The organism is Vreelandella aquamarina, assembly GCF_020075495.1.
Classification (GTDB): domain Bacteria; phylum Pseudomonadota; class Gammaproteobacteria; order Pseudomonadales; family Halomonadaceae; genus Vreelandella; species Vreelandella aquamarina_A.
Genome location: NZ_JABYQT010000001.1, coordinates 434,851 through 447,290, shown reverse-complemented (window position 1 = coordinate 447,290; position 12,440 = coordinate 434,851). Strand labels below are relative to the sequence as shown.

Sequence of the window (12,440 nt, the reverse complement as noted above, 5' to 3'; positions counted from 1 at the left end):
GTCATTGGCCAACGTCCTGGTCATCGATCGGCAGATCAACCCTTGACCGATCCGGCGGTCAGTCCGCGCACGAAATACTTGCCGGCCAGCACGTAGACCAGAAGCGTCGGGAGCGCGGCAATCATGGCGGCGGCCATGTTGACGTTGTACTCGCTGACCCCGGTCGAGGTATTCACCAGGTTGTTGAGTGCAACGGTCACCGGCTGAGTGCTGTGGCCGGAAAACGCCACTCCGAACAGGAAATCGTTCCAGATCTGGGTGAACTGCCAGATGATCGACACCACGATGATAGGCGCTGATACCGGCAGCAGGATGCGCCAGAAGATACGAAAAAACCCGGCGCCGTCGAGCTTTGCCGCCGACACCAGCTCATCGGGAATCCCCACATAGAAGTTGCGGAAAAAAAGCGTCGTGAACGCGATTCCGAACACCACGTGCACCAGCACCAACCCCGAGCGTGAGCTTGAAAGCCCAAGCCAGCCAAGGGTTTGTGCCATGGGCAGAAGCACCACCTGAAATGGAATGAAGCAGCCAAAGAGCATCAGCGCAAACACAAGCTCCGAGCCCTTGAAGCGCCACTTGGTCAGCGCGTAGCCGTTGAGCGCACCGATCGCGGTAGAGATGAGCACCGCCGGAATCACGATGGCAAAGGAGTTCCAGAAATAGCCGCCCACGCCTTCGCAGCGCATGCCGGTACACGCCTCGCCCCAGGCTTTCGCCCAGGGCGCGAGCGTCGGGTCTTGCGGAAGCGACAAAAGCGAGCCCGCGGTGATCTCGGACAGCGGCTTGAAAGAGGTCATCAGCATCACGATCAAAGGTAATGCGTAAAAAAGCGCGGCCGTGATGAGCACCGCGTAGAGTACACCCCGCCCCACACGCGCTTTGATACCCCGGCGGCGAATCACGTTAGCCATGCTTGCGACTCCTCAGTTCGGAGTAGAGATAGGGAATCAGAATCGCCAGCACCCCGCCCAGCATCAACATGGCGCTGGCGGAGCCCAGCCCGATCTGGGCGCGGTTGAAGGCGTGGGTGTACATGAAGGTGGCGGGCAGGTCCGTGGCGTAGCCGGGGCCCCCGCCGGTCAGCGCCACCACCAGGTCGAAGCTCTTGATCGCGATGTGGGAAAGAATCATCACCGCGCTGAACACCACCGGGCGCAGGCACGGCATCACGACCCGCCAGTAGATGCGCGCAAGGCTCGCCCCGTCGAGCTGGGCGGCCTTGATGATACTGTCGTCGATACCTCGAAGACCTGCCAGAAACAGTGCCATCACAAAGCCCGAGGCCTGCCACACCGCGGCGATCACTAACGTGTAAATCGCCATGTTTGGATCGACGATCCAGTCGAAGCGAAACGACTCGAAGCCCCAGCTGCGCACCATCGCCTGAATGCCGAGTTGCGGGTTCAAAAGCCACTTCCACACCACCCCGGTCACGATGAACGAAAGCGCCATCGGGTAGAGATAGATAGTGCGAAGCGCCCCCTCCTGACGAATCTTCTGATCGAGCAAAATGGCAAGCACCGCGCCGAGCACCAGACAGATCAGAACGAACAGCGCCCCGAAGATCATGAGGTTGGTAGAGGCCACCCACCAGCGGTCGTTGGCCATCAGCCTGGCGTACTGGCCGAAACCGACGAAGTCGTAGCTTGGCAGCATTCGCGAGCTGGTCAGCGAGAGCACGAAGGTCCAGAGCATGAAGCCGTAGACGAAGAACAGGATGATGGCCACGGAAGGCGCCAGCACCAGGCGCGGCAGCCAGGCCTGCAGCCAGCCGGAAGCCGTCGGCCGGCGGAAAACCGGCGAAGTTGTGTCGCTCATAAGGAGTCGCCTGTCAGCATGGCGCCGCCGAGCGGCGGCGCATTTTCAACAAGAGCTTTTCAAGGGCTTTGATGAAGCGCTTAGAAAGAAGCAGCCTGCGCGGCGCTGACCAGGCGCTCGGCGGCCTGTTCGGCGGACATGCTGGCATCGTTGAAGTAATTGGTCACCACATCGAAGATCGCCCCTTGCACATCGGCGCGTACCGCCATGCCGTGAGACATGCTGGGCACGAGCCCACCCTCTTCAGCGGTACGCTTGAAATCGGCAAGCGACTGTTCGGCGCAGCTGTCAAACGCACTCATGTCCAGGTCAGGACGTGCCGGGATGGACCCCTTGGCCAGGTTGAAGGCTTCCTGGAAAGTGGGTTCGAGCACCAGTCGTGCCAGCGCCTGCTGGGCACTGCGCTCGTCATCGTCGCTGACGCGGAACATGGCCAGGCTGTCGACATTGAACGAGAAGGCGTCCTCGGACCCCGGCGCCGCCGCGCACAGGTAGTCCTCGCCGGCAGTGAGGCCCGCGGCGGTGAACTCGCCCTTGGCCCAGTCGCCCATCAGTTGAAAGCCAGCATCGCCCTCGATCACCATATTAGTGGCGATGTTCCAGTCGCGCCCGGGCATGCCCTCATCCATCAACTCGCGCAGGCGCTTGAAGGTTTCCAGCGCATCGACCATCTGTTCGCTACCCAGCGCATCGGGGTCGAGTTCGACCAGCGACTGGCGGTAGAAATCGACGCCCTGGCTGCCCAGCACCACGCTTTCGAACACGGTGGCGTCCTGCCAGTCCTGGCCGCCGTGGGCCAGTGGCACAAAGCCCGCCTCGCGAATCGCTTCACCAGCGCTGAAGAGTTCATCCAGGGTAGTCGGCATTTCGACACCGGCGGTTTCCAGCACCTCTGGATTCGCCCAGAGCCAGTTTACCCGGTGTACGTTGGCAGGCACGGCGACGTACTGGCCGTCATGGCGCATGATATCGGCGATCACCTCGGGGAGCAGGTCATTCCAGCCCTCCTGCTCGGCAACCTCATCCAGGTCGCCCAGTAGGCCAAGCTCGCCCCACTCCTGAATTTCCGGCCCCTTGATTTGCGCTGCCGACGGCGGGTTGCCGGACATGGCGCGGGATTTCAGCACGGTCATGGCGGTTTCACCGCCACCCCCGGCCACGGCGAAGTCCTCCCAGCCGTAGCCTTCGGCTTCCAGGAGCTCCTTGAGCACATTGGCCGCGCGCGCTTCGCCGCCGGAAGTCCACCAGTGGAGAACCTCGACATCGCTTGCATGAACGGAGGTGGCGGCTGCCATGAGGGCAAGGCTCAGGGCGGAGCGGCGCAGTGAGGGTAAACGCAATATCGACATGATGGCTCCTGGCATTGTTTTTGGAATAAAAGAGTATCGGGATAAAAAGGTAGCACTCCTGCCAGAATACGCCGCCACGCCAGCAAACGGGAGTTACCCTTTATTACATAATCCTGGCGCTTTATTACAAATCTGTAATAGGCGCTTGGCGTGGCAGGGTAAGCGTGGCCACGAGCCCGCCATCCGGGTGATTGGCGAGCGTGATATCGCCGCCGTGGGCGCGTGCGATGTGCAAAGCGATACCGAGCCCCAGGCCGCTTCCGCCGGTATGACGGCTGCGTGATGACTCCAGACGAACAAAAGGGGAAAATACCCGCGCCAGTTGCTCGTCAGCAATACCGGGGCCATTGTCGTGAATGCCAAGCGTGACCGTCCTGCACGTCTCGCTCAGGGTCACCGTCGCATGGTGGCCGTAGAACACCGCGTTCTCCAGGAGGTTGGCCAGGCAGCGCTTGATAGCCAGCGGCTTGACGATCAGCGGTGCGACCTGGCCGACTATGTCGATTTCACCGCCTTGAAGGCAAAGCTCCTTTGCAAGCGCGCGGACAAGCGCGTTGATATCCGTCGCCACCGGCGCTTCGTGTAGATCGAGCCCCTTGACCGATGCCAGCGCTCCCTTGACGAGCTCGGATAGCTCATCAAGCGAGGCGCAAAAGCGCTCACGCTGGACCGGGTCGTCGAGCATCTCGGCGCGCAGGCGCATCCGGGTGATCGGTGTTTTCAGGTCGTGGGAAATCGCCGAGAAGAGCCGTTCGCGCTCGTCGAGCTGTTCGCGGATGCGCCGCTGCATACGATTGAACGCCATTGCCGTGGCGGCTACTTCCCGGGGACCGCTCTCCTTGAGGGGCGGGCGGTCCAGATCATCGCCTAGCTGGCGGGCGGCTCGGGAAAGTCTGGCCAGCGGCCGGGTGACGCTTCTGATACTCAAAAACGAGAGCGCCAGCACGCAGACCAGTACCCAAAGCCCGACCAGCAGACGCTCTTCGGAAAGCCAGCGGTAGCCGCTAAAGATATCCGACACGCCAAGCAGCGTGGCCACGTACAGCCACATTCCCGGGGCGAGCTCGAGCTGGACCACCAGAATCGGTGGCGCTAGCGGCTCCATCAACAGGCTGTGCTGGCCCCAGCGCGGCGGCAGATCACCAAGCAGCACTTCGTTGTTGAATACCCTGAGGGTTTCCGGACGCGAGAACTCGACCACGACATCGTCGATGGCGAGCTGACGGGTCAGGATATCGCGCACGTTGTTCACCACCAGCGCCTTTTCATCGCCACGGCCAATATCGTCCACCGGAATGCGCCGCTCGTTGACGCTGACGAAAAAGCGCGTGCCCCCCATGTTGCGCAGCTGATCGAGCACGATGTGGCGATACTCCACCGGCAGGGAACGAAAGTATTTTATGGTGGAGGCGATACTCGACGCCATGTTGGTCGAGAGTTCGTCGAGCTGTTCGAGTTGACTGGCACGTACCTGAGCACTCCATAGCGCGTAGCTGGCCGCCTGGGCGGCCAGAACTCCAATGATCATGATGATGACGAAGCGCCCGCGAAGCGTTGCCGGCAGCCAGCGTTTCAGAATGCTCTTGAGCGCCATCAGACCACAGCTTCGACCTGGGCGGTGAGCACATAGCCCGCCCCGCGCACGGTACGGATCAACTGCGATTGCTGAGCATCTTCGCCCAGGCGCTGGCGCAGCCGACAAACATGAACGTCGATGGAGCGATCCAGCGGCGGCGCGTCGCGCCCGCGGGACAGCGCATAGAGCTCGTCTCGTGTGATCACCGTGGCCGGGCGTTCGAGAAATACCTGCAGCAGTTGAAAGTCCGCACCGGAGAGCGACGTATGCGCTCCGCGCTCATCCACCAGCTCACGCGTGGTGCGATCGAGCTGCCAGGGACCGAATCGCACCCAGCGGGCGTGTTCGGCGCCAATCGCTCCCCGACCTGCGCGCGTGCGGCGCAGCACCGCCTTGATACGCGCCAGAAGTTCGCGCGGGTTGAACGGCTTGGCGATGTAATCATCGGCCCCCAGCTCCAACCCGAGAATCCGGTCGGTGTCGTCACTGCTGGCGGTAAGCATGATGATCGGCAGGTTGCCCTGGCTGCGAAGCGTTCGGCAGACAGTGAAGCCGTCGTCGCCGGGCATCATCACATCCACGATCACAAGGCTCGGCGTATGATCCAGAAGCTGCGCGTAAAGCGATTCGGCGCCGTCGGCGGTACGCACCTGGTAGCCGTGGCGACCCAGGTAATCCGCCAGCAGCTCGCGGATTTCCGGATCGTCGTCGACGACCATGACGTGATCGGCTGATGTGCTCATGCAAGCGTGCCTCTGCCTTATTATTGTTTCCGCGCTCGATAATGGTGGAGAGACGCGCCTATCACAAGCGGCTATCGACTAAGGTGGCAGAACCCTGGCCGATGGTTCAAAGCCCGAAACGCTCGCGCAAGAGTACCGCTACCGCCGCTTCGCCATGATGGCCGATCTGGCGCGCGCTACCCAGGTGCCCTCCCATCTCCGGGTGGGAATTCAGCATGAAATGCGGCTCGCCTACCAGACTGAGCATTTCCACATCGTTCAGGTTGTCGCCGAAGGCCAGGCAGTGCTCGGCACGTACGTCGATGCGTTCGAGCAGCGCCGCCAGGGCCACGCCCTTGTTGACGCCGCCGGCCATGATCTCAAGCGACTGCGGAGTCGAGTAGGTGACGTGCAGCGCGCCGTCGCTGATATCGCGGATCGCGGTTTCGATGGCAAGAAGCGCCTCGGGGTCGCCGCCATAGAGAATCTTGCCGATGCCCTGGGTAGGCATCCGCTCCGGCGGCACGACCTCATAGACAAACCCTGTGGCGGCATGCATTTCCAGGTGGCTTGGCGACTCGGCATCGATATACCAGGCGTCATCCATGTAAAGGCTCAGGCGCACGTTCTGCGGACGCGGCAATTCAATCAGCCTTGCCGCCAGCCGGGGGTCAACGTGGTGGGCCTCCAGCAGCTGGTCGTCCGGGGCGTGGGTGTAGGCACCATTACTGCTGATCAGGTGAGCAGGTACATCAAGCTCGTCTCTAAAGACACGCATATCGGCATAGTGGCGTCCTGACGCAAGCACCAGATAATGTCCCTGGCCTACCAGGGTTCTCAATACGTCGATGGTGTCAGTATGCAGGCGATGGTCGCTGCCCAGCAGCGTGCCATCCAGATCAGAAACAATCAGCCGCGGTGTCATAGCATGCTCCCCATAAGTGAACGGTCAGCTTAACCGATACCGCGGTCGGGACATAACGCGTTGATGGGACATAATCCTTGTCAACTTCCCGGGCGGATAATTGGCGCGGCAAGCGGGAATCCGTATAGTGGCAAGCTACTCTCGCCAACTGATTGACCTCATGCTTCAGAATAACTCTCTGCTTGCCCAGCTCAAGCAACAAATCCGTGACACCACTCCGCGCGCCGAAGGGGTGATCAAAGCCACCGAGAAAGGCTTCGGCTTTCTCGAAACCGACAACGGTGAATCCTACTTCGTCCCGCCGCCCGCCATGAAGCAGGTGCTGCACGGCGACCGCGTGGAAGCGGTGATTCACGAAAACGGCGACAAGAAGTCCGTCGAGCCTGAAAAGCTGATCGAGGCGGGCCTTGACCGTTTCGTGGCCCGAGTGCAAAAGCGCGAAGATCGTCTCGCCGTGGTGCCGGATCATCCGTCGATTCGCAATGTGCTCAAGGCGCGGATCAAAAATAGCCTGGATGAAGCCAGTATTGGCGACGGTGACTGGGTAGTAGCACGGCTGGTACGCCATCCGCTCAAGGAGAACGACCGCGGCTTTTTCACCCAGATCGACGAGCTGGTGGCCAAGGCAGACGACCCGGCCGTGCCGTGGCGCGTGACCCTTGCTCGTCATGCGCTCGAGCAGGCAAGTCCCGAGGCCGGCAGCGACTGGCCGCTGCACGATGAGGGCCTGCCCCGTGAAGACCTGACCGCCCAGCCCTTCTTCACCATCGACGGCGAAAAGACCCGCGATATGGACGATGCGCTGCGCGTGACGCCCCGCGCCGACGGCGGCTGGCAGCTGAGCGTGGCCATTGCCGACCCAACAGCCTACGTGGAAGAGGGTCATGCAGCGGACCTGGAAGCCCGTACTCGCGCCTTCACGGTGTACCTGCCGGGCCAGAACGTCACCATGCTGCCCGAACAGCTGGCCGACGATCTCTGCTCGCTGCACGAAGGCCAGGAGCGCCCGGCGCTTGCCTGCACGCTGGACATCAACGCCGACGGCAGCCTGGGCGATTACCGCTTCTTTGCCGCCAACGTGAAGTCCCACGCCAGACTCGTGTATGACAACGTCTCCGACTGGATCGACGGCCAGGGCGACTGGGCACCCGAGGACGACATCGCCGAGCAGCTCAAGGCCCTGCGCGAGCTGACCGAGGCGCGTACCGCGTGGCGCAACGCCCATGCGCTGGTCTTCAAGGACCGCCCGGACTACGTGTTCGAGCTCGATGAGGCGGGCAACGTGCTGGCGATCAACACAGAAGAGCGCCGCATTGCCAACCGCATGATCGAAGAGTCGATGATTGCAGCCAACGCCTGCTGCGCCGATTTCCTGGCAAGCCACATCGGTCACGGTATCTTCAACGTGCACCGCGCGTTCGAGCCGGAAAAGGCCGAGGCTGCCCAGGAGTTCCTGGCTACTCAGGAGATCGACGTAGCACTGGAAGCGCTCACCGAGCTTGACCACTACAAGGACCTCAAGCGTGCGCTGGAAAGCCGCGACGATGCCTGGCTGGACGCGCGCCTGCGTCGCTTCCAGGGCTTCACCAGCATGTCCGCCCAGCCCGGCCCGCACTTCGGCCTGGGCCTTGCCGCCTACGCCACCTGGACCTCACCGATCCGCAAGTACGGCGACATGGTCAACCACCGTTTGATCAAGCGCGTGCTGAAAAGCGAACAGGCCCCGGCGGAAGCGAGCCAGGCACTGACCGAGCAGCTCACCGAGCGCCGCCGCCTGAACCGTATGGCCGAGCGCGATGTGAAGGACTGGCTCTACGTGCGCTACCTGACCCCGGCGGCCAAGGACCAGACGGTCTTCGATGCCGAGATCATGGCAATCAATCGCGGCGGCATGCGCGTACGCCTGACGCAAAATGGCGCCACGGCGTTCGTGCCCGCCCCCTTGATGCACAGTGACCGCGACAAGGTGGTCATTGATGATAAAGAGGGGCGTATCCAGATCGAAGGCGAAGAGCGCTACAAGCTGGGCGACAGCCTGCGCGTGGCGCTGGTGGAAGCCCGCGAAGAGACCCGTTCGCTGGTAGCCAAGCCCGCCGAGTAAGCCGGCAAGGCAGGCAAGACAAGACGGCGGCGCCCTGGGGCGCCGCCGTTTTTTTTGATGGCTACTCTTTTTAATAGCTACTCTTGCTGATGCTGCATGAAAAAGCGCAGCATTTCCCTGGAAGCATCCGGCCCCTCGGGGTCGGTATAGCTGCCCTGTGAGCTGCCCCCGGCCCAGGCGTGGCCGGCACCGTGGAGGCGCCACTGCTCCAGGCGCGCCTCATCCTTGCCGCCACGATGAACCGTACGCGTATAGCCGCGTCCGCCCGCCGACTGCCCTTTATCGACCTCCCCTCTGGCCGTTACGGCCGCGTACTGCGCCGCCACGCGCTCGGCATTGCTCAGGTGAACGGTGCTGTCGCGGTCGCCGTGAAAGATGATCGCCGGCACGCGGGAGGCAAGGCGACTCCCCTGTCCTCTGGCAGGTGTGCCGCCCTGCATGGCGGCCAGCGCGTCGGGCAGGCTCTTGGCTACCCCATGGGGTAGCCCCGAGTGCACGCCCACGGCGGCGAAAAGCTCCGGGTAGGTCATTGCCAAGGTGGTGGCCATGGCGCCACCGGCGGAAAGCCCGGCGACATACACCCGCGTGGCATCGAGCTTGTGCGCGTGCAGTATTTCACGCGTCATGCCCGCCAGAATCTCGGGCTCGCCGCCGTCGCGCTGCTGGTCTTCTGCCTTGAACCAGTTCCAGCACTTCGAGCTGTTGGCGCTTGTCGGCTGGGCCGGGTACAGCACACAGAACGTCTGCGCTTCGGCCAGCTGATTCATGCGGGTACCGGCGGCGAAGTCGTCCGGATTCTGCGTACAGCCGTGGAGCATGACGACCAGCGGCAGCGCCTGGCCGTGATAGCCGCTGGGTAGAAATAGCTTGTAAGCGCGGGCGCCGGCGCGGTTGCTGAAATGGCCGCGGGTAAAGGCGCCGGGGCTTGGCGCCTCGACGCTGCCCGGCGCTTGCATGGGCGTCGCGCCGCCTTGATAACTCGCCCATTGATTGCGCCACCCGGCGGTTGAGCGGCTGCGCCTGGCAGCTGACGGGGCCGGATCGGGCTCGACCGTCGAAAACGCCTCTCCTTTAAGCGCACAGGTACTCTCATAGACATTGCCACCTTCAAAAGGCGTGGCTGTCGCGTGCTCCTCGGCGCCAGGCCCGCCCTGCAGCAGCGCCATGGCTTCAGCCAGCTTTCCGGCGCGGGTAAGCCGCGTCGCTTCTTCCATTCGCTTGCTCAGGGTGGCGTCGATCATGATCAATGCCCTCGTCGGTACATCAGTGAATGCGGCCCGCCAGTGCGGCCTTGACCGCCGGGCTTGCCTGCAAGGTGCCCAGCACGATCACCGATTCGATGACGGCGGCGGCGAGCTCAGGGGTAACGTCGCTTGCGATGCTGGCCATACCCAGCACCTGGATCTGCAGCCTTTCGCCCGCCGATTGCACGGCTTCCAGGTCCGCGCGGCTGTAGTGCTCAAGCCCCAGCACGAAGGCCTTGCGCGCCACGGTCTGCTTGACGACATCAGCGTGCCTTTCGAGCTGGTTGCGAATGGCGGTGCGAATCAGATCGGTGCGATTGGAGTAAAACCCCTCCTGCACCAGCAGGTCGATCTGGCCTAGATCGATCACTCCCAGGTTAATGGTGATCTTCTCGGTGTTATCGCCCGGCTTGCGGCGCAGTTCGTGCAGGCTCATGTAGCGTTCCTGTTCCAGTAGCCTTCTTGGGATAGTGAAGTCATGAAAACCTTTACGGATTCCATATACCATCCATACAGATGGTATATTAGGCGCTTTCTGGCGATAAACAAGGCGTAAACACGAGACGAGCAAATTTAAAACATGTATCAGCAACGAGTGATTCATCGCCGCTGGCTCACTAAACATGCGTAAGCCATTGCTTGTGAAGGCCCAAGAGTTAACCGGCACCGCTGGCGAGGGACGGATAACTGACGTATAACTGACGTGACGCTGCTTTTGGCAAACCGATGACACCAAGATGGCCGGGAGGTTACTCTGCATATTGCCGACATGACCATGTTCTATGCGCCTTCCAGCGGTGGCGTGCGCACCTACCTCGATGCCAAACGCCATCGCTTGAATGCCATGGCAGGCGCCCGTCATACGCTGCTGGTTCCCGGCGAGCGCCAGCTTTTGCAGGAAAATGGTCACCGCATTGATGTTCCCGCAACTTTGCTGCCTTTCAGCAACGGCTATCGCTTTCCACTGACCCGACGCCCCTGGCTGCGCGCATTGCGTGATGTACGCCCGGACCTGATCGAGGCTGGCGACCCTTATACGGTTGGCTGGGCTGCCATCACCGGCGCCCGCGAGCTGGATATTCCGGCGGTCGCCTTTTATCACTCCGACCTGCCCACCATGATGAGCAACCGGCTTGGAGGCTGGTCGCGTTCGCTGATCGATAGCTACATCACCCGGCTTTACGCGCACTACGACCGTATCTTCGCTCCAAGCCGCGTAATGGCACAACGGCTTGAGGGGCTGGGAATCAAGGGCGTTCGCGTTCAGCCACTGGGGGTGGACCTGAACACTTTTCACCCCGAGCTGCGCGACGCCAACGTCAAAGTCGAACTAGGGCTAAAGGAGAGCACGCGCCTGCTGGTGTTTGCCGGACGCGGCTCTCAGGAAAAGAATCTGCCTACCCTGCTTCAGACCATGCGCCGCCTGCAGGGTAATGTCCTCCAACAGCGCTATCATCTGCTGCTGATCGGCTCCTCGATGCCGACCCAGGTTCCCGACAACGTGACGGTGATCAACCACTTCTGTCCGGCCGCCGAGATTGCACGCTATTTCGCGAGCAGTGACGCGCTCTTGCATGCCGGCACTCAGGAAACCTTCGGGTTGATCGTGCTGGAGGCCATGGCCTGCGGCATTCCAGTCGTGGCCGCCCGCGCCGGGGCGCTTGCCGAAAACGTGCCTGAAGCGTGCGGGATGCTGTGCCGGCCACTGGATAGCGAGGACATGGCGCGCAGCATCCAGACCCTTTTTGAAAACGATGCCCAGGCCATGGGGCTTCGGGCGCGCCTGCACGTCGAGCGTCACCATGACTGGGATATCGTGGTGCAAGGTGTAATGCACCACTACCGGGAACTGCTGGGCAACAGCAGTACGGCTACGGCGGGCGTACAGCATGGCTGAAAGAGAATTTGCCCTGGTGCTGCATGACATTGCCCCCACCACCTGGGAGGACTACCGCGCCTTTGTGGAGGAGATCGACTCCATGGGACAGATTCCCATGACCTGGCTCGTCGTGCCGGACTTTCACCACCGCAGTAACACCTTTGAAGATGCCTCCCTGCTTGATCTTCTGCATCAACGCCGGGCGCGCGGCGACGAGCTGGCGCTGCACGGTTTCTATCATTGCGACGATGCCCCGGCGCCTTGCACCCCGCGCGACTACTTCATGCGCCGCCTCTATACCTATGAAGGCGAGTTCTACCCGCTCGGCTACACTGAGGCGCTCAAGCGCCTGGAGCGCGGCGCCGCGCTTTTTCGCACCCAGGGCTGGCCACTGGAGGGGTTCGTGGCGCCCGCCTGGCTGTTAGGCGAAGGCGCACGCCACGCGCTGAAAACCCAAGAATTCATCTATACCAGCGACCCCGGCCACCTGTATCTTCTGCCGGACTATACGCCGATCAAGGCGCCTTCTCTGGTATGGAGTGCGCGCAGCCGCTGGCGACGCGGCATGTCCTGGGTAGTCAATGAGCAAGCCCGTCGCCGCCATCGCCATGCACCGCTGATCCGACTCGGGCTTCATCCAGTGGATATGCGCCATGACCTGTCAAGACGCTACTGGCTGAAAACGATTCGTCGCCTGCTGGCAGAGGGATATCGGCCCACGACCAAGATCAGCTGGCTACAGCGTCATAGCCAGCGCCACGGCCAGGCGGCAGCGATATCATCCGGCTTTTGAAAACGCCTCCACGGAGTTGATCCCATTGTT

General features: G+C 62.1%; 11 protein-coding genes. 3 read left to right on the top strand and 8 right to left on the bottom strand.

Annotation, left to right across the window (positions count from 1 at the left end; genetic code table 11):
* Positions 1-35: 35 nt before the first annotated feature.
* From HW452_RS02050 to HW452_RS02025, 6 genes are all read right to left on the bottom strand, one after another.
* Positions 36-914, bottom strand: a complete 879-nt coding sequence (locus HW452_RS02050) for a carbohydrate ABC transporter permease (protein WP_224104437.1) — start codon at positions 912-914, stop codon at positions 36-38.
* Positions 907-1,821 carry a carbohydrate ABC transporter permease gene (locus HW452_RS02045; protein WP_224104436.1) on the bottom strand — a complete coding sequence of 305 codons (915 nt, stop codon included), beginning with the start codon at positions 1,819-1,821 and terminating at the stop codon, positions 907-909. Before HW452_RS02045 ends, HW452_RS02050 begins: the two co-directional genes overlap by 8 nt.
* Positions 1,822-1,901: 80 nt before the next feature.
* Positions 1,902-3,170, bottom strand: coding sequence for an ABC transporter substrate-binding protein (locus HW452_RS02040; RefSeq protein WP_224104435.1), 1,269 nt, complete (start codon positions 3,168-3,170; stop codon positions 1,902-1,904).
* A 124-nt stretch (positions 3,171-3,294) separates the two neighbouring features.
* Positions 3,295-4,764 carry an ATP-binding protein gene (locus tag HW452_RS02035; RefSeq protein WP_224104434.1) on the bottom strand — a complete coding sequence of 490 codons (1,470 nt, stop codon included), beginning with the start codon at positions 4,762-4,764 and terminating at the stop codon, positions 3,295-3,297.
* Positions 4,764-5,489: a response regulator gene (locus tag HW452_RS02030; protein ID WP_224104433.1), complete on the bottom strand. Its 726-nt coding sequence runs from the start codon at positions 5,487-5,489 to the stop codon at positions 4,764-4,766. The genes HW452_RS02035 and HW452_RS02030 overlap by 1 nt, the downstream gene beginning before the upstream one ends.
* Before the next feature lie 106 nt (positions 5,490-5,595).
* Positions 5,596-6,393: an HAD family hydrolase gene (locus HW452_RS02025; protein ID WP_224104432.1), complete on the bottom strand. Its 798-nt coding sequence runs from the start codon at positions 6,391-6,393 to the stop codon at positions 5,596-5,598.
* Positions 6,394-6,553: 160 nt separating this feature from the next.
* Between HW452_RS02025 and HW452_RS02020 the strand changes: the two genes are divergently transcribed.
* A complete protein-coding gene (locus HW452_RS02020; RefSeq protein ID WP_224104431.1) occupies positions 6,554-8,494 on the top strand; it encodes an exoribonuclease II in 1,941 nt (646 codons plus the stop codon).
* A gap of 77 nt (positions 8,495-8,571) precedes the next feature.
* Here HW452_RS02020 and HW452_RS02015 read toward each other — a convergent pair whose 3' ends face one another.
* Together HW452_RS02015 and HW452_RS02010 are read right to left on the bottom strand one after the other, a co-directional pair.
* On the bottom strand, positions 8,572-9,735 hold the full coding sequence (locus HW452_RS02015) for an extracellular catalytic domain type 1 short-chain-length polyhydroxyalkanoate depolymerase (RefSeq protein ID WP_224104430.1): 1,164 nt from the start codon (positions 9,733-9,735) through the stop codon (positions 8,572-8,574).
* Positions 9,736-9,757: 22 nt separating this feature from the next.
* Positions 9,758-10,174: a CopG family transcriptional regulator gene (locus tag HW452_RS02010; RefSeq protein ID WP_224104429.1), complete on the bottom strand. Its 417-nt coding sequence runs from the start codon at positions 10,172-10,174 to the stop codon at positions 9,758-9,760.
* Positions 10,175-10,507: 333 nt separating this feature from the next.
* On the opposite strand from HW452_RS02010, the gene HW452_RS02005 reads away from it, so the two are divergent.
* Together HW452_RS02005 and HW452_RS02000 are read left to right on the top strand one after the other, a co-directional pair.
* Complete coding sequence (locus tag HW452_RS02005; protein WP_317986305.1) at positions 10,508-11,635, top strand: glycosyltransferase family 1 protein; 1,128 nt, start codon at positions 10,508-10,510, stop codon at positions 11,633-11,635.
* Complete coding sequence (locus HW452_RS02000) at positions 11,628-12,410, top strand: DUF2334 domain-containing protein (protein WP_224104428.1); 783 nt, start codon at positions 11,628-11,630, stop codon at positions 12,408-12,410. Before HW452_RS02005 ends, HW452_RS02000 begins: the two co-directional genes overlap by 8 nt.
* The last annotated feature ends 30 nt before the right edge of the window (positions 12,411-12,440 follow it).